The organism is Streptomyces sp. DSM 40868, from assembly GCF_011820545.1.
GTDB classification, from domain to species: domain Bacteria; phylum Actinomycetota; class Actinomycetes; order Streptomycetales; family Streptomycetaceae; genus Streptomyces; species Streptomyces eurythermus.
On record NZ_CP050504.1, the window covers coordinates 5,369,799 to 5,387,704 of the forward strand.

Consider the following 17,906-nt stretch of genomic DNA (forward strand, 5'->3'; position numbering starts at 1 on the left):
TTGCTCTCTCGTGATTCCCCGCGAACGCTACCGTCCGGCCGGAGACCCGTCCCGGGGGGCCCGTCCGGAGTGCCGGTATCGTTGCTGACGGCCGGCCGCTTCGTAGACTTCCCCGTATCCGGGGGCGTGAAGCATTCGTACGACCGTACAAACCGGCCGAACACGGATCGCAACCCGAGAAAGGGCCCCATCGTGGCCGCCACCTCCGCCGGCCCGGCAGTCAAGCGCCTCGTCGTGCTGGTCTCCGGCTCCGGCACCAACTTGCAGGCGCTGCTGGACGAGATCGCCGCCGTCGGCCCCGAGGCGTACGGCGCCCGGGTCGTGGCCGTGGGCGCCGACCGTGAAGGCATCGAGGGGCTGGCCCGGGCCGAGCGCGCCGGCATCGCCACCTTCGTGCGAAAGGTCAAGGACTACGGCACCCGCGAGGAGTGGGACGCCGCCCTCGCCGAGGCCGTCGCCGCCCACGAGCCCGACCTCGTGGTCTCCGCCGGGTTCATGAAGATCGTCGGCAAGGAGTTCCTGGCCCGGTTCGGCGGACGCTTCGTCAACACCCACCCCGCCCTGCTCCCCAGTTTTCCCGGCGCCCACGGCGTCCGCGACGCGCTCGCGTACGGCGCCAAGGTGACCGGCTGCACCGTCCACTTCGTCGACGACGGCGTCGACACCGGGCCGATCATCGCCCAGGGCGTGGTCGAGATCCGCGACGAGGACGACGAGAGCGCGCTGCACGAGCGCATCAAGGAAGTCGAGCGAAGGCTGCTCGTAGAGGTCGTGGGACGGCTCGCCCGCCACGGCTATCGCATTGAGGGACGAAAGGTAGTTATCCAGTGAGCGCCGAGAGCAACGCCAAGCGGGCCATCCGCCGTGCGCTTGTCAGCGTCTATGACAAGACCGGGCTCGAAGAGCTGGCCCGCGGGCTGCACGAGGCCGGTGTGGAGCTGGTCTCCACCGGCTCCACGGCCGGCCGGATCGCCGCCGCCGGCGTCCCCGTCACCAAGGTCGAGGAGCTGACCGGCTTCCCCGAGTGCCTGGACGGCCGGGTGAAGACCCTGCACCCCAAGGTGCACGCGGGCATCCTCGCCGACCTGCGCCTGGACAGCCACCGTGAGCAGCTCGCCGAGCTGGGTGTGGAGCCGTTCGACCTGGTCGTGGTGAACCTCTACCCGTTCCGCGAGACCGTCGACTCCGGCGCGTCGCCCGACGAGTGCGTGGAGCAGATCGACATCGGCGGTCCCTCGATGGTCCGCGCCGCCGCCAAGAACCACCCGTCCGTGGCCGTGGTCACCAGCCCGGAGCGGTACGCCGACGTCCTCGCCGCGGTCAAGGACGGCGGCTTCGACCTCGCCACGCGCAAGCGGCTGGCCGCCGAGGCGTTCCGGCACACCGCGGAGTACGACCTCGCCGTCGCCTCCTGGTTCGCCGCGGCCTACGCCCCCGCCGACGAGTCCCGCTTCCCGGACTTCACGGGCACCACCTACACGCGCAAGGCCACCCTGCGCTACGGCGAGAACCCGCACCAGGACGCCGCCCTGTACGTGGACGGCGCCGGCGGTCTCGCCGAGGCCGAGCAGCTGCACGGCAAGGAGATGTCGTACAACAACTACACGGACACGGACGCCGCCCGCCGTGCCGCGTACGACCACGACGAGCCCTGCGTCGCGATCATCAAGCACGCCAACCCCTGCGGCATCGCGGTCGGCGCGGACGTCGCCGAGGCGCACCGCAAGGCGCACGCCTGCGACCCGCTGTCCGCGTTCGGCGGTGTGATCGCCGTGAACCGGCCGGTCAGCAAGGAGATGGCCGAGCAGGTCGCCGAGATCTTCACCGAGGTCATCGTGGCCCCGGACTACGAGGAGGGCGCGCTGGAGGCCCTCGCGAAGAAGAAGAACATCCGCGTGCTGAAGGCCCCCGGCGCCCCGGCGAACGCGGGCGAGGCCAAGCACATCGACGGCGGTGTGCTGCTCCAGATCACCGACCGGCTCCAGGCCGACGGCGACGACCCCGCCAACTGGACGCTGGCCAGCGGCGAGGCGCTGTCCGAGGCGGAGCTGAAGGAACTCGCCTTCGCCTGGAGGGCGTGCCGGGCGGTGAAGTCCAACGCGATCCTGCTCGCCAAGGACGGCGCCTCGGTCGGCGTCGGCATGGGCCAGGTCAACCGCGTCGACTCCTGCAAGCTGGCCGTCGAGCGGGCCGGCGCGGAGCGGGCCCGGGGCGCCTACGCGGCCTCCGACGCCTTCTTCCCCTTCCCCGACGGCCCGCAGATCCTGATCGACGCCGGCGTCCGGGCGATCGTCCAGCCGGGCGGCTCCATCCGCGACGAGCAGGTCGTGGAGGCCGCCAAGAAGGCGGGCGTGACCATGTACTTCACGGGCACGCGCCACTTCTTCCACTGAGCCCCGCACCTGAGCGTGCTCCCGCCTCGCCGGTCTGCGGGCGGGAGTACGCGCGGAAGCCGTGCACCTCGAGAGTGCACGGCTTCCGTGGGCGCGTACGGTCAGTTCTGGACGACCATGGTGCTCGCGGCCTTGTCGTGCCAGCCCTGCTGGCGGCCGGACTTGTCCCAGAACGGGGACAGGTAGACGACCAACTGGCCGATTCCGCAGGCGAAGCTGCCCACGATGGGGATGATCCAGCGCAGGAACGACTTGCCCAGGCCCGGCTTCTGGCCGTTCTCGACCTTGACCACGCGGATACCGACGGCCAGCTTGCCGAGGGTCGCGCCGAACAGACCGGTCATCAGCCACTCGTAGACCAGGCCGATCACCGCCATGACACCGATGGCCGCGGCCAGACCGCCGGCGATGCCCGAGCCGGCGTTGTCCATGCAGGTCTCGTAGCCGATCGACGACGGGTCGCACTTCTCGGCCTCGCCGACCATGCCGGCGACACCGACCACGATCAGGATGCCGTAGATCACGCCGAAGACGACGGCGTCGATCAGACGGGCACCGAAGCGGCGGCCCATCGAGGCCACGCGCGGGGCCGGGCCACCCGGGAAGCCCGGTGCCTGCGGGTAGCCGTAACCGCCGTAACCACCGTCCTGAGGCGGGAGGCCGGGTGCCTGCGGGTAGCCGTAACCGGGCTGGCCCTGCTGCGGGTAGCCGTAGGGCTGCTGGGGGTCCTGGGGCGGACCGTAGCCGGGGTTGGGCGAGCCGTAACTCATGACGGATTTCCTCTGTTAACACTTCGGGGACGGCGCGGAAGGCACGGAGGAACGTCAGGAACTGAGCGGTTTGCCCCCCACCAGACCGCGGTACTGCGCCGATCATCGTCCTGGCAAGAGTCGACATTTGTCCAGCCGGTGACCTCAGACGTTGTGCAAGTGCAACATCAACGGCCAAGCCGGGGCACCCGGATTGGAACCGGGGACGGGTCATCCGCGAGGATGGGGACATGACCGCCCAGATTCTCGATGGCAAGGCCACCGCAGCCGAGATCAAGTCCGATCTGACCGCCCGCGTGGCGGCGCTGAAGGAGAAGGGCGTCACGCCCGGCCTCGGCACGATCCTGGTCGGGGACGACCCCGGCAGCCAGAAGTACGTCGCCGGCAAGCACCGCGACTGCGCCCAGGTGGGCATCGCCTCCATCCAGCGCGAGCTGCCCGCCACGGCCACCCAGGAGGAGATCGAGGCGGTCGTCCGCGAGTTGAACGACGACCCGGCCTGCACCGGCTACATCGTCCAGCTGCCGCTGCCCCGGGGCATCGACGAGAACCGCGTCCTGGAGCTGATGGACCCGGCCAAGGACGCCGACGGCCTGCACCCGATGAACCTCGGCCGGCTGGTCCTGAACGAGCCCGCCCCGCTGCCCTGCACCCCCAACGGCATCCTCACCCTGCTGCGCCGCCACGGCGTGGAGATCAAGGGCGCCGAGGTCGTGGTCGTCGGCCGCGGTGTCACCATCGGCCGCCCGATGCCGCTGCTGCTCACCCGGCGCAGCGAGAACGCCACCGTCACCCAGTGCCACACCGGCACCCGTGACCTGTCCGCCCACCTCAAGCGCGCCGACATCATCATCGCGGCGGCCGGCTCCCCGCACCTGATCCGCGCCGAGGACGTCAAGCCCGGCGCGGCCGTCCTGGACGTCGGCGTCTCCCGCAACGCCGAGGGCAAGATCGTCGGCGACGTCCACCCGGACGTGACCGAGGTGGCCGGCTGGATCTCCCCGAACCCCGGCGGTGTCGGCCCGATGACCCGGGCCCAGCTGCTGGTCAACGTGGTCGAGGCGGCGGAGCGCAGTGCCGGCTGAGAACGCCCGCGGGCACGCGGAACCGACCCTGCGGGAAAGGGGCGCCACGCCGGCCGGACCGGCCCGCGGGCGCCGCTTCCCGCGCGGCGGCGCCGGGCGGATACCGCCCAGGAGATGGCGCAAGAAGGACACCGCCCGGCCCGAGGGCGGCGGCCGTGCCGCGCCCGGTGACGCCCCGGCGCCCGCCCGGCAGTGGCCGCTGCTCACCGTCGTCGGCCTGGTCGCGCTCGGCCTGCTGGTGACCGCGCTGGACGCGTTCCGCGCGGGCACGCTGATCATCGGTCTCGCGCTGCTGGGCGGCGCGGTGCTGCGCTGGCTGCTGCCCGACGTCGGCATGCTCGCCGTACGTTCCCGCTTCACGGACATCGCCACGTACGGCGTCCTGGGCCTGGCGATCGTCCTGCTGGCGCTGATGATCCAGCCCGACCCGCTGCTGAAGCTGCCTTTCCTGAAGGACATCCTGCACTTCACGCTCACCAAGTAGCGCCCGCGGTACGCCTGGTGGCCCGCGTCTCCCGCCCGGGGGCGCGGGCCGCCCGCCGTATCTCCCCGTTCCCGCGCGGCCGCCGGCCTTCGCCGGTGTGCGCCCGGCTCCGGGAACTGGGATCCTTGGTCAACGCATCCCTGTGGGTGGCCGGGGTGCGTGAGTTCGACAGCACGACCGGGGGAAGAGGGGGAACCCATGCCTCGATGGAAAGCCTTGCCGGACGATCTGGATCCGCAGATCAGGGAGTTCACCGACGAACTGCGGCAACTCGTGGACCGCGGCGGTCTGGGCGTCGCGGCACTGGCCGACCGGACGGGCTACGGCACGACGTCCTGGGAGCGGTACCTGGACGGCCGGCTGCTGGCGCCCAAGGGCGCGGTCATCGCCCTCGCCGAGGTCACCGGCACCCCTACGGGACCGCTGACCACCCTGTGGGAACTGGCCGAACGCGCGTGGAGCCGGGCGGAGTTGCGGGACGGCAGCACGTTGCAGGCGCTGCGGATCGCGGAGGGGGAGAGCGACCGCAGGAGCGCCGGCGAGGGCGTCGGTCCGAGCCTCGGCAAGAGCGCCGGTCCGGATCTCGGCAAGGGCGTGGGCCAGGCTGCCGGGAAGGGGGCCGCCGTCAGCGCCGGACAGGGCGTCGGCAAGGGGCTCGGCAAGGGCTCGGGGAAGGGTTTCGGGAAGGGCGGTGCCGGTACCGCCGTGGCGTCGGGGAGCGCCGGCCCCGGCTGGGCCACGCCGGCCGTCCCGGCCCAGCCGTCGGCCCGGGACGCCGGCACCGGCGTCCGTGACGGTGGGACGGACGGGGGCGCGGCCGGCGGTGACGCGGGCACGGCCGCCCGGGACGGCTCCGGCTCCGGCGCGGTGAGCGGCTCCGGCGGGGCGAGCGGGAAGAGCGGGGGCACGGCCGGCGACAGCGGCTCCCGTGCGGACACGCCCGTCAAGAACTCCTGGGGCGTGGCCGGTTACCGAGGCCCCTCCCCGGCGAGCGCCCGGCCGGGTGCCCGGTCCTCGGTCCGGCCGAACGCGGCCGCGGCCGCCACCCCGCCCGCTGCCGCCGGCACCCCGGCCGGACTCGACGCCACCCGCCCCCTCGGCACCCCGCCCGTCGGTACCCCGGCCGTCGGGACCCCGGTCACCGGCGCCGTGCCCGGCACCGCCCGTGCTCCCGAGGGGCGCCCCGCGCCGGGAGAGCGGTGGTCCGCGCGCCGTCAGCAGGTGGTGATGTTCTTCGCGGGGCTGGTCGGCGTGCTCGCCCTCATCGGCGGGGTCTTCTACCTCACCCACCGCGACGGCGACGGCACGGCCGACGCGGCCAAGCCCTCCCCGAAGGCCTCCGCCCCGGCCACCCCGCCGCCCGGCGTCAAGTGCGCCGGATCCGCCTGCACCGGCAAGGACGCCGAGGCCATGGGGTGCGGCGGCGACCTGGTGTCCACCGCCAAGACCGCCACCGTCGGCACCACCACCCTGGAGGTCCGCTACAGCAAGGTCTGCGGCACGGTCTGGGGCCGGATCACCAGCGGCGCGCCGGGCGACACGGTGCGGGTCACCGCGGGCAAGGACCGGCAGACGGGCGACATCACCGCCGTAGGGGACACCATCGGGTACACCCCGATGGTCGCCGTACGGGACCCGGCCCAGGCCAGGGCGTGCGCCACGCTCGCGTCGGGCCAGACCGGCTGCACGGAGTGAGAAATTCCGGTAGGCGCGCATAGCCGGCCGGATCCCGGGCACGCGGACCGTACCCCCACGGGAGTCCGGAACTCCGGCCCCCACCGGCGGCCGTCGTCGTCCCACCTCTCCCGGACGGCCGACGGCCGCCGTTCGTTCTCCCGTCCGCGCCGCCGGCCAGGCGTTACGCCCCACTGGTCCCCTTGTGGGGTGAGCCACACGGCCCCGGGGGTCTCACATGCCGGATGCGCGATAGCCTGACCGCTGATCTCTCTTGATACCAAGAGATCGATCATCCGCCCGGGGCAGGGACGCCCCACCGCCAGCTGTCATACGGAGAACGCCATGACCCGCACTCCCGTGAACGTCACCGTCACCGGCGCGGCCGGCCAGATCGGTTACGCCCTGCTCTTCCGCATCGCCTCCGGCCAGCTGCTCGGCGCGGACGTGCCGGTCAAGCTGCGCCTCCTGGAGATCACCCCCGCGCTGAAGGCCGCCGAGGGCACGGCCATGGAGCTGGACGACTGCGCCTTCCCGCTGCTCCAGGGCATCGACATCACCGACGACCCGAACGTGGCGTTCGACGGCGCCAACGTGGCCCTGCTGGTGGGCGCCCGCCCGCGCACCAAGGGCATGGAGCGCGGTGACCTGCTGGAGGCCAACGGCGGCATCTTCAAGCCGCAGGGCAAGGCCATCAACGACCACGCGGCGGACGACATCAAGGTGCTCGTCGTCGGCAACCCGGCCAACACCAACGCGCTCATCGCGCAGGCCGCCGCGCCGGACGTCCCGGCCGAGCGCTTCACCGCGATGACCCGCCTGGACCACAACCGCGCGCTGACCCAGCTCGCGAAGAAGACGGGCACCTCGGTCGCCGACATCAAGCGGCTGACCATCTGGGGCAACCACTCCGCCACCCAGTACCCGGACATCTTCCACGCCACCGTCGCCGGCAAGAACGCCGCCGAGGTCGTGAACGACGAGAAGTGGCTGGCCGAGGACTTCATCCCGACCGTCGCCAAGCGCGGCGCCGCGATCATCGAGGCCCGTGGCGCCTCGTCGGCCGCCTCCGCCGCCAACGCCGCCATCGACCACGTGCACACCTGGGTCAACGGCACCGCCGAGGGCGACTGGACCTCCATGGGCATCCCGTCGGACGGCTCCTACGGCGTCCCGGAGGGCCTGATCTCCTCCTTCCCGGTCACCTGCAAGGACGGCAAGTACGAGATCGTCCAGGGCCTGGAGATCAACGAGTTCTCCCGCGCCCGCATCGACGCCTCCGTCCAGGAGCTGGCGGAGGAGCGCGAGGCGGTCCGCGGCCTCGGCCTCATCTGAGCGTCCGGATGTGACTCCGGTGGCCGGTGTGGTCTATAGTTGATCACACACCGGCCACCGGAACTCCCGGAAGCCGACTGTGCGTTGGTGGTCCAAGGAAAGACGCCCCGCTTCCTGCGGGGAGATGCAGGTGCAAGGCCTGCCCGGCGCTCCACACACGAGGTCCCCTTCCGCTACGGCGGGAGGGGACCTCGCCGTTTCCGGCCCCGCTGTCCTCGGCCCGGCCCTACGCCCGCCGCAGCAGCGCGATCCCGGCCCGGTCGGTGTCGTCCGGCCGCCCGTTCAGCCGGTGCACCACGGCCCACCGCCCGTCCGTCATCGCCCCCGCGAACACGGACGCGTCCCGGGTCGCGCCGTTGTGCCAGGACAGCGGCCCCGCCGACTGCCACCCCGGGCCCGGCTCGCCCAGCCGCCGTTCCACCAGCAGTGCCACGACGAGCGCGGCGACCGCGCGCGGTGTCGCCCACAGGCCGCCCGCCGGGAGGATCGCCCCGTCCATCGTCCAGGGCCTGCGCCGCGTTCCCGGCAGCAGGCCGGGTGCCGTCAGCCGCCGCGCGGGAGCCGGGCGGACGGTCACCTCGGTGACGCCCGCCGGCCGCAGGACGTACTCCTCCAGCAGGTCCTCGTACGACGCCCCGCCCGCGGCGGCCAGGGCGGCACCGAGGACGGCGTACCCGAGGTTGGAGTACTCCTCGTCCCCCGGCGGGCGCACGGTGACGGTGTCCAGGTCGCGGACCAGCCGTTCCAACTCCGCGTGGCCGAAAGTCGCGTACGGGTCCCGGCGGCCGAGGCCGGGCGGCAGCCGGGGGAGTCCCGAGGTGTGCCGGGCCAGGTGCAGCAGGGTGATCCCGGTGCCGGGCGGGGCGGGGAGCCACCGGTCGACCGGGTCGTCGGGTGCGACCACGCCCGCCTCCGCCATGCGGGCCAGCAAGGTGCCGGTCAGCGCCTTGGTGAGGGAACCGATCTGCACGAAGCGGTCCGGCGCGTGCCCGTCGCTCGCCCGGGGCGGGGCCGCGTCGGTCAGCACACAGGTCGGGATACGGCGCACGGCGGGTCCTCTCGGTCGGGACCCGCATTGTGTGCCGCGGACCGGGGCCCCACGTACGTTTCAGGCCACCGGCGCCCGCCACCCGGAGCGGACGAGACCGTCCGGGGTCGGCCGGAGTCTTCTCAGGCCACCGGCTCCCGTGCCGCGGGGGCCGCCGGAGCCGGGCGGGGCGGGTGGCCGGAGGCCCGGTGGCCGAGGACGACCAGGGCCGTCGCCGCCAGGACCGTCAGTCCCACCACCCGCAGCGCCGGGCCCATGCCGCTCGCGAAGTCGGCGTGGCCCGCCAGGGCGGTCCCGGCGACGGCGACGCCGAGGGCGGCGCCGATCTCGCGGGCCGAGGTGCCGAGGCCGGAGCCGAGGCCCGCCTGGTGTGCGGGCAGGGACACCACCACGCCCAGGGTGAGCGCCGGCATGGCCAGGCCCGTGCCCGCCGAGATCACCAGCAGCCAGCAGGCGTACAGCGGGTAGGGGGTGTGGGCGTCCGCCGTGGACGCGGCCAGCAGGCCGAGGCCGATCAGCGCCAGCCCCGTGCCGACCACCGGACGCGGACGCGCCGACCAGCGGGCCGCGAACCTCGGGACCAGGGCCATGCCGACGATCAGCGGCACGATCGCGACCCCGGTCACGGCCGGGCCGTAGCCCTTGACCTGCTGCAAGTACTGCGAGTTGACGAAGAACAGCGCGAACAGGCCGAAGAATCCGGTCGCCAGGCCCAGCGTGGTCGCCCGCAGTCCGGCGGAGCGGAACACCCGCGGGTCGAACAGCGGGGCGCGCGAGCGCAGGGCGTGCCCGGTGAACGCGGCCAGCAGCAGGGCGCCCGCCGTGAACGCGGTCAGGATGCGCGCCGAGGCCCAGCCGTGGCCGGGCCCCTCGATGATGCCGAACAGCACCGCGATCAGCCCCGCGGTGAGCAGCAGGGTGCCGGCCGGGTCCGGGCTGCCCTGCGCCGAGCGGGCGGTGCGCGGGGTGGTCAGCGCCACCGCGACGGCGAGCACGGCCGCCAGCGGCACCATCACGGCGAACAGCGCCCGCCAGGACAGGTACTGGCCGGCCAGCCCGCCGCCCAGGTTGCCCGCCATGCCGCCCAGCCCGATGGCCAGCGTCCAGGACGCCATCGCCCGGGCGCGGTGCTCCGGCCCGGCCAGGTGCACCAGGATCGACATGGTCGCCGGGGTGATCAGCGCGGCCCCGGCCCCGGACAGGCCCCGGCCCGCGATCAGCAGCGCCGGGCCGGGGGCCAGCGCGCTGGTCGCGGCACCCGCGGCGAACAGGGCGAGGCCCGCGAGCAGCGCGCCCTTGCGGCCGTGCCGGTCGCCGAGCGCGCCGGCCGGGATGAGCAGGCCCGCGAAGACGATGACGTAGGCGTCGACCGTCCACAGGACCTCGGTGTGCGAGGGGTGCAGGGCGGACGAACTCAGTTGCGGTATCAGCAGGTTGATCGCCGCGACCATGCTCTGCGCGACCAGGACACAGGCGCACAGCGTGAGCAGGACGGGACGGGTCAGGGCGTGCGCGGGCACGGCTCCTCCCGGGAGCTGGTGGGTGGTGTGGGATGCGTCCTCACCGTAGGCTCGCCACTGTCATTACTTCCAGTGCAACCTTCGCAAGGAATACCTGCACATGACGCAATCCACCGGCCTGGACCTGAATCTGCTGGTCGCGCTGGACGTGCTGCTGGAGGAGGAGAGCGTGCAGGGCGCCGCCCGCCGGCTGCACCTGTCCGAACCGGCCATGAGTCGCACCCTCGGCCGGATCCGCAAGGCGCTCGGCGACCCGGTGCTGGTCCGCGCCGGCCGCCGGATGGTGCCGACACCGCACGCGCTCGCGGTACGCGCCGAGGTCGGCGCGGTGGTCGAGCGGGCCCGCGCCCTGTTCGCGCCGGGCCGGGACACCGACCTGCGCACGGTGACCCGCACCTTCACCGTCCTCGGCCACGACATGATCGCCGCCACCCACGGCGCCGTCCTCCTCGCCCGCGCCGCCCGCGAGGCCCCCGGCATCCGCCTGCGCTTCCTGAGCGAGAGCCACACCGACGCCCCGTACCTGCGGCAGGGCATCGCCGACCTGGAGGTCGGGGTGATCGACTCGGCCGCGCCGGAGGTGCATGTGGAGACCGTGCGCGAGGACCGCATGCTCGGCGTCGTACGCGCCGGACACCCGCTGCTGGAGGGCGAGGTGACGCCCGAGCGGTTCGCCGGGGCGGCGGGGCACCTCATCGTCTCCCGGCGCGGCAGACAGCGCGGGCCCGTCGACGACGCCCTGGCCGGACTCGGCCTCGAGCGCCGGGTCGTGGGCAGCGTCGGCAGCTATCCGGCCTCCCTGTTCGTGCTGCGCGACACCGACCTCATCGGGCTGATCACCGAGTGGGGCCGCCCGCTGGCCGACGCCCTCGGACTGGTCGCCTTCGAGATCCCGCTGCCGCTGCCCACGATCACGGTGGGGTTCGCCTGGCACCCGCGCCATGACGCCGACCCGGCCCACGCCTGGCTGCGCGGCTGCGTACGGGAGCTGCTGACGCCGGGGCCGACGGGCGGCTGACCAGGGCCGGCCTTCCGTTTTCCCCCGTTATCACCCCCGTTTTCCGTGACCCCGAGCACGTTCGGCCGCGGATTCCGCATGCCGGGCCGGGGCCCTGGGCAGGCGGCGACGGTCCCCGAGCGTGACACGCGTGTGACACAGGGGTACCGAACAGGAACGGAAGGCAACACCGATCATGGCGGACAGAACGGAACGACAGCCCCAGGCGACCATCCACGCGGACGGCGCGTGGCTGGCAGCGGTCTCCGGCGCGACCCGGGAGATCCTCGACCCCGCGGACGCCCGGCCGTTCGCCGTGGTCGCCGAGGGGGACGAGAAGGACGCCGACCGCGCGGTGGCCGCCGCCCGGCAGGCCTTCGACCACGGCCCCTGGCCCGGCACCCCGGTCGCCGAACGCGCCGCGCTGCTGCGCCGCGTCGCCGCCCTCCTCGTGCGCGACCGCGAGGAACTCGGCCTGCTGGAGAGCCGGGACGCGGGCAAGACCGTCGAGGAGGGCCGCGTCGACATCGACTGTGTCGCCGACGCCTTCCGGTACTTCGCCGACCTGGTCGCCGCCGAGGCCCCCGGCCGGGTGGTCGACGCGGGCTCGCCCGACATCCACAGCGTGGTCGTCCACGAACCGGTCGGCGTCTGCGCGCTGATCACCCCCTGGAACTACCCGCTCCTCCAGGCCAGTTGGAAGATCGCCCCGGCGCTCGCGGCCGGCAACACCTTCGTGATCAAGCCCAGCGAGATCACCCCGATGACCACCATCGCGCTGATCGAGCTGCTCACCGAGGCCGGCCTGCCCGCCGGAGTGGCCAACCTCGTCACCGGCCCCGGACACACCGTCGGCGCCCGGCTCGCCGAGCACCCCGACGTCGACCTGGTCTCCTTCACCGGCGGCCTGGCCAGCGGCGTCAAGGTCGCCCAGGCCGCCGCGCCGACCGTCAAGAAGGTCGCCCTCGAACTCGGCGGCAAGAACCCCAACGTGGTCTTCGCCGACGCCTGCGCCACCGAGGAGGGCTTCGACACCGCCGTGGACCAGGCCCTCAACGCGGCCTTCATCCACAGCGGCCAGGTCTGCTCGGCCGGCGCCCGGCTCATCGTCGAGGAGTCCGTCCGCGAGCGCTTCGTCACCGAACTCGCCCGCCGCGCCCAGAAGATCAGGCTCGGCCGGGGCACGGCGGACGGTGTCGAGTGCGGCCCCCTCGTCTCCGAGCAGCAGCGCGCCAAGGTCGAGGCGTACGTCGCCTCCGCCCTCGAAGAGGGTGCCGTCCTGCGCTGCGGCGGCAAGCGGCCCGAACCGTCACCCGAGCGGCCCGCGACGGGCTGGTTCTACGAGCCCACCGTCCTCGACGCCTGCCACCGCGAGATGCGCGTCGTCCGCGAGGAGGTCTTCGGCCCGGTCCTCACCGTCGAGACCTTCCGCACCGAGGAGGAGGCCGTCCGCCTCGCCAACGACACCGAGTACGGCCTGGCCGGCGCGGTCTGGAGCGCGGACACCGCGAAGGCCCGCCGGGTGGCGTCCCGGCTGCGGCACGGCACCGTCTGGATCAACGACTTCCACCCCTATCTGCCGCAGGCGGAGTGGGGCGGCTTCGGCAGGAGCGGCACCGGCCGCGAGCTGGGCCCCGCCGGGCTCGCCGAGTACCGCGAGACCAAGCACGTCTACCAGAACCTCGCGCCGAAGCCGGTGCGCTGGTTCGCCGGCTGACCCCCGCCCACCGGCCGACCTCCCCTTCAGCCCGCGGGCCGATCCCCTCGGCTCACCGGCCGGCCCTCCCTCAGCTCCCCCGTACCGAGTACGAGTCCCTGGAGTAGTACCCCCATGTCCGACAGCACCCCCCACGTCTACGACTACGTCGTCATCGGCGGCGGCACGGCAGGCTCCGTCATCGCCTCCCGCCTCACCGAGAACCCGGACGTCACCGTCGCCGTCATCGAGGGCGGCCCGAGCGACGTCGGCCGCGACGACGTCCTCACCCTGCGCCGCTGGATGGGCCTGCTCGGCGGCGAACTCGACTACGACTACCCGACGGTGGAGCAGCCCCGCGGCAACTCCCACATCCGGCACAGCCGCGCCCGCGTCCTCGGCGGCTGCTCCTCGCACAACACCCTCATCTCCTTCAAGCCCCTGCCCTCCGACTGGGACGAGTGGGAGGCCGCCGGCGCCAAGGGCTGGGGCGCCGTCCCCATGGAGGCGTACTTCGCCCGCCTGAAGAACAACATCGTCTCCGTCGACGAGAAGGACCGGAACGCCATCGCCCGCGACTTCGTCGACGCCGCCCGGTCGGCGCTCGGGGTACCCCGCGTCGAGGGCTTCAACCGCGCGCCGTTCACCGAGGGCGTCGGCTTCTTCGACCTCGCCTACCACCCCGAGAACAACAAGCGGTCCTCGGCGTCGGTGGCGTACCTCCACCCGGTGATGGACGAGCGGCCCAACCTGACGATCCTGCTGGAGACCTGGGCGTACAAGCTCGAGCTGGACGGCACCCGCGCCGAGGGCGTGCACGTGCGCACCAAGGACGGCACGGAGCTGCTGATCCGGGCCCGCCAGGAAGTCGTGCTGTGCGCGGGCGCCGTCGACTCCCCGCGCCTGCTGCTCCACTCCGGCATCGGCCCCCGCGCCGACCTCGAGGCGCTCGGCATCCCCGTCGTGCACGACCTGCCGGGCGTCGGCGAGAACCTGCTCGACCACCCCGAGTCGGTCATCGTCTGGGAGACCCACGGTCCGATCCCGGAGAACTCGGCGATGGACTCCGACGCGGGCCTGTTCGTGCGCCGCGACCCGCAGCACGCCGGACCGGACCTGATGTTCCACTTCTACCAGATCCCGTTCACCGACAACCCGGAGCGCCTCGGCTACGAGCGGCCGGAGTTCGGCGTCTCGATGACCCCCAACATCCCCAAGCCGAAGAGCCGCGGCCGGCTGTACCTGACCAGCGCGGACCCCGCCGTCAAGCCGGCCCTGGACTTCCGCTACTTCACCGACGAGGACGACTACGACGCCCGGACCCTGGTCGACGGCATCCGCATCGCCCGCGAGGTCGCCAGGACCGAGCCGCTGGCCGGCTGGCTCAAGCGCGAGGTGTGCCCCGGCCCGGAGATCACCGGCGACGCCGAGCTGAGCGAGTACGCCCGCAAGGCCGCCCACACCGTCTACCACCCGGCCGGCACCTGCAAGATGGGCGCCGCCGACGACGAACTCGCCGTCGTGGACACCGAGCTGCGCATCCGGGGACTCGACGGCATCCGCATCGCCGACGCGTCCGTCTTCCCGACCATGCCCGCCGTCAACCCGATGATCGGGGTGCTCATGGTCGGGGAGAAGGCCGTCGACCTGATCGGAGGTGACCTGCGATGACCCTCACCGTCCCCACCCGCAAGCCGCCCACCACCGCCGAGCCCGTCTTCTCGGTGTCCGGCCTGTGGAAGGTCTTCGGCCCGAAGCCCGAGCGCGTCCCCGCCGACCCCGAACTCAGCGCCCTCCCCGCGGGAGAACTCCGCTCCCGCACCGGCTGCACGGCCGCCGTCCGGGACGTCTCCTTCGACGTCCGCAAGGGCGAGGTCTTCGTCGTCATGGGCCTGTCCGGCTCCGGCAAGTCCACCCTGGTCCGCTGTCTGACCCGGCTGATCGAGCCGACGGCGGGCACCATCGCCATCGACGGCGAGGACGTCCGCGCGATGGACCGGGCCCGGCTGCGCGAACTGCGCCGGCACCGGGCCGCGATGGTCTTCCAGCACTTCGGGCTGCTCCCGCACCGCACCGTCCTCGACAACGTCGCCTACGGCCTGGAGATCCAGGGCGTCGGCCGCTCCGAACGCCGGGAGCGCGCCGCCGAGTTCGTCGCCAAGGTCGGCCTGGCCGGCATGGAGAAGCGGCGTCCCGGCCAGCTGTCCGGCGGCCAGCGCCAGCGGGTGGGCCTGGCCCGGGCCCTGGCCGTCGACCCCGAGGTGCTGCTCTTCGACGAGCCGTTCAGCGCCCTGGACCCCCTGATCCGCCGGGACATGCAGGACGAGGTGACCCGGCTGCACCGGGAGGAGGGCCGCACGATGGTCTTCATCACCCACGACCTGAGCGAGGCCCTGAAACTCGGCGACCGGATCGCCCTGATGCGCGACGGCCGCGTGGTGCAGCTCGGCACCCCCGAGGAGATCGTCGGCGCCCCGGCCGACGACTACGTCCGCGAGTTCGTCCGGGACGTCCCCCGCGAACAGGTGCTGACCTGCCGTACCGCCATGCGCCCGGCGTCCGCCGAGGACGCCGCGCACGGCCCGGCCCTGCGCCCCGAGGCCACGGTCGCCGAGGCCATCGAGGCGGTGGCCCGGGCGGGCACCCCGGCCCGGGTGATGGACGAGGGCCGCTGCCTGGGCGTGGTCGACCACGACCGGCTGCTGGGCGTCGTGGCGGGCGTCACCCCCGAAACCCCGGCCGGAACCACCACGACCCCCACCCCAGCGGCGGGCGACGCTCCCGCCCCGGCCGCGGGCACTCGTACCGCCGGGAACGCGCCCGCCCCGGCCGCTGAAACCGCCCCCGCCCCCGCCCCGCGCGAAACCGCACCCGGCGAGCACCGGCCCGCACCCGGCGAGCGCCGCCCCGCGTCCGAGGTCCCGGTGAGCGGCACCCGGGAGGCCGTCTGATGGCAACGCTCAGTCTCCCGACCGCCCGGACCAAGGCCCCCCGCCTGCTCAGGAACCGGGCCGCCGCCAAACTCCTCCTCCTCGCCCTGCTCACCGCCGTCCTCCTGCCCGTGCTGAGCCGCTGGGGCAACGGCACCTGGCCGCACTCCCTGACCGTCAGCCTGGACAAGCCCCTCGCCTCCGCCAGCGACTGGGTCATCGACAACCGGGACAGCCACCCCCTGTTCCTGTACTTCCTCGGCCACCTCAGCAACGCGGTCGTCATCGCCGTACGCGCCGTCTACCTCACCCTCCTCGCGGCGGGCTGGGCCGGCGTCACGGCCTTCGGCGCCCTGCTCGCCTGGCGCCTCGCCGGTCCCCGCCTGGCCGCCGGCACGGCCCTCGCCTTCCTGGCCTGCGGAGCCCTCGGCATGTGGGTGCCGACCATGCAGACCCTCGCCCTGATGGTCGTGGCGGTCCTCGCCTCCGTCGTCGTCGGCACGCTGCTCGGCCTCGCCGCGGGCCTCTCCGACCGGCTCGACCGCGCCCTGCGCCCGGTCCTGGACACCATGCAGGTGCTCCCGGCCTTCGCCTACCTCCTCCCCGTCGTCCTGGTCTTCGGCATCGGCGTGCCCGCGGCCGTCCTCGCCACCGTCGTCTACGCCGCCCCGCCGATGGCCCGCCTCACCGCGCTCGGCCTGCGCGGAGCCGACCGCGAAGTCCTGGAGGCCGTGGAGTCGCTCGGCGCCACCCGCCGCCAGCGGCTGCTGACCGCCCGCCTCCCGCTGGCCCGCCAGGAGCTGCTGCTCGGCCTCAACCAGACGATCATGATGGCGCTGTCCATGGCCGTCATCGCCGCCGTCATCGGCGCCGGCGGCCTCGGCGACCGCGTCTACCAGGCGCTCGCCTCGGTCGACGTCGGCGCGGCCCTCGCCGCCGGCATCCCCCTCGTGCTGCTCGCGATCGTGCTGGACCGGCTCACCGGAGCGGCGGGCGACGGCACCGCCCACCCGGAGACCGGCGGCCGGCCGCGGCTGATCGCCTGGGCCCTCACCCTGGCCGGCACCGTCGCCGCCGCCCTCGCCGCCCGGCTGCTCGGCGCGACCGACTGGCCCGCCGGCTGGACCCTGGACATCGCCGGACCGGTCAACCGGGCCGTCGACTGGATGACCGACCACCTCTACTCCGGCGTCCCCGTCGTCGGCGGCACCGCCGACTGGGCGGGGCACTTCACCACCTGGGTCCTGGACCCGGTCCGCGCCGGACTGCAAGGGATGCCCTGGTGGTCGGTGCTGCTCGTGGTCGCCGCCCTGGCCTGGCCGATCGGCACCTGGCGCACCGCGCTGACCGCCGTCCTCGCCATGGCCGCGATCGGTGTGCTCGGCGTGTGGGAGCCGTCGCTCGACACCCTCTCCCAGGTGCTGGCCGCCGTCGCCGTCACCCTCGTCCTGGGCCTGGCCACCGGTATCGCCGCGGCCCGCAGCGCCCGCGTCGACCGCGTCCTGCGCCCGGTCCTGGACGTCTTCCAGACCATGCCGCAGTTCGTGTACCTGATCCCGGTCGTCGCCCTGTTCGGCGTCGGCCGCGCCCCCGCCGTCGCCGCGGCCGTCGTCTACGCCCTCCCGGCCGTCGTCCGGATCACCGCGCAGGGCCTGCGCCAGGTCGACCAGGCCGCGCTGGAGTCGGCGCGCTCGCTCGGCGCGACCGGACGGCAGCAGCTGTGGCAGGTGCAGCTCCCGCTCGCCCGGCGCGCGCTGCTGCTCGCCGTCAACCAGGGCGTGGTCCTGGTCCTCGCCGTCGTCATCATCGGCGGCCTGGTCGGCGGCGGCGCCCTCGGCTACGACGTCGCCTTCGGCCTCGCCCAGGGCGACCTGGCCACCGGCCTGGTGGCGGGCGCCGCCATCGTCTGCCTGGGCCTGATGCTCGACCGGGTGACCCAGCCGGCCCGGCGCGACGCGGGGAAGGGAGCCTGAC

General features: G+C 73.7%; 14 protein-coding genes. 11 read left to right on the forward strand and 3 right to left on the reverse strand.

Annotation, left to right across the window (positions count from 1 at the left end; genetic code table 11):
- Positions 1–192: 192 nt before the first annotated feature.
- Both purN and purH read left to right on the forward strand, forming a co-directional pair.
- A complete protein-coding gene (gene purN / locus HB370_RS24610; protein WP_030789400.1) occupies positions 193–831 on the forward strand; it encodes a phosphoribosylglycinamide formyltransferase in 639 nt (212 codons plus the stop codon).
- Complete coding sequence (purH, locus tag HB370_RS24615; protein ID WP_030789403.1) at positions 828–2,393, forward strand: bifunctional phosphoribosylaminoimidazolecarboxamide formyltransferase/IMP cyclohydrolase; 1,566 nt, start codon at positions 828–830, stop codon at positions 2,391–2,393. Before purN ends, purH begins: the two co-directional genes overlap by 4 nt.
- Before the next feature lie 101 nt (positions 2,394–2,494).
- Here the strand turns inward: purH and HB370_RS24620 are convergent, their stop codons facing one another.
- On the reverse strand, positions 2,495–3,163 hold the full coding sequence (locus HB370_RS24620) for an RDD family protein (protein WP_030789405.1): 669 nt from the start codon (positions 3,161–3,163) through the stop codon (positions 2,495–2,497).
- Between the two features lie 230 nt (positions 3,164–3,393).
- Here HB370_RS24620 and HB370_RS24625 point away from each other — a divergent pair, with 230 nt between their 5' ends.
- From HB370_RS24625 to HB370_RS24640, 4 genes are all read left to right on the forward strand, one after another.
- Positions 3,394–4,248 (forward strand): bifunctional methylenetetrahydrofolate dehydrogenase/methenyltetrahydrofolate cyclohydrolase, encoded by an 855-nt coding sequence (locus HB370_RS24625; protein WP_030789408.1) that lies wholly within the window; start codon positions 3,394–3,396, stop codon positions 4,246–4,248.
- Positions 4,238–4,732: a DUF3017 domain-containing protein gene (locus HB370_RS24630; protein WP_167513018.1), complete on the forward strand. Its 495-nt coding sequence runs from the start codon at positions 4,238–4,240 to the stop codon at positions 4,730–4,732. The genes HB370_RS24625 and HB370_RS24630 overlap by 11 nt, the downstream gene beginning before the upstream one ends.
- Before the next feature lie 216 nt (positions 4,733–4,948).
- Entirely contained in the window at positions 4,949–6,427 is a 1,479-nt protein-coding gene (locus tag HB370_RS24635) for a DUF2690 domain-containing protein (RefSeq protein ID WP_051816058.1), read from the forward strand.
- 324 nt (positions 6,428–6,751) lie between these two features.
- On the forward strand, positions 6,752–7,741 hold the full coding sequence (locus HB370_RS24640; RefSeq protein WP_030789419.1) for a malate dehydrogenase: 990 nt from the start codon (positions 6,752–6,754) through the stop codon (positions 7,739–7,741).
- A 226-nt stretch (positions 7,742–7,967) separates the two neighbouring features.
- On the opposite strand, the gene HB370_RS24645 is transcribed toward HB370_RS24640, so the two are convergent.
- Complete coding sequence (locus tag HB370_RS24645; protein WP_030789422.1) at positions 7,968–8,789, reverse strand: serine hydrolase domain-containing protein; 822 nt, start codon at positions 8,787–8,789, stop codon at positions 7,968–7,970.
- Positions 8,790–8,911: 122 nt separating this feature from the next.
- Positions 8,912–10,309 carry an MFS transporter gene (locus tag HB370_RS24650; RefSeq protein WP_030789425.1) on the reverse strand — a complete coding sequence of 466 codons (1,398 nt, stop codon included), beginning with the start codon at positions 10,307–10,309 and terminating at the stop codon, positions 8,912–8,914.
- Positions 10,310–10,409: 100 nt separating this feature from the next.
- Here HB370_RS24650 and HB370_RS24655 point away from each other — a divergent pair, with 100 nt between their 5' ends.
- The 5 genes from HB370_RS24655 (at position 10,410) to HB370_RS24675 (ending at position 17,905) form a co-directional block, all read left to right on the forward strand.
- Positions 10,410–11,327, forward strand: coding sequence for a LysR family transcriptional regulator (locus HB370_RS24655; RefSeq protein WP_037702714.1), 918 nt, complete (start codon positions 10,410–10,412; stop codon positions 11,325–11,327).
- Positions 11,328–11,502: 175 nt separating this feature from the next.
- The gene (locus HB370_RS24660) at positions 11,503–13,023 is read left to right on the forward strand and encodes an aldehyde dehydrogenase family protein (RefSeq protein WP_030789432.1); all 1,521 of its coding nucleotides are present in this window, start codon (positions 11,503–11,505) and stop codon (positions 13,021–13,023) included.
- A gap of 114 nt (positions 13,024–13,137) precedes the next feature.
- Positions 13,138–14,673 carry a GMC oxidoreductase gene (locus tag HB370_RS24665; RefSeq protein ID WP_030789435.1) on the forward strand — a complete coding sequence of 512 codons (1,536 nt, stop codon included), beginning with the start codon at positions 13,138–13,140 and terminating at the stop codon, positions 14,671–14,673.
- Positions 14,670–15,953 carry a glycine betaine/L-proline ABC transporter ATP-binding protein gene (locus HB370_RS24670; RefSeq protein ID WP_051816059.1) on the forward strand — a complete coding sequence of 428 codons (1,284 nt, stop codon included), beginning with the start codon at positions 14,670–14,672 and terminating at the stop codon, positions 15,951–15,953. Before HB370_RS24665 ends, HB370_RS24670 begins: the two co-directional genes overlap by 4 nt.
- A complete protein-coding gene (locus tag HB370_RS24675) occupies positions 15,953–17,905 on the forward strand; it encodes an ABC transporter permease subunit (RefSeq protein ID WP_030789439.1) in 1,953 nt (650 codons plus the stop codon). The genes HB370_RS24670 and HB370_RS24675 overlap by 1 nt, the downstream gene beginning before the upstream one ends.
- Position 17,906 lies beyond the last annotated feature (1 nt).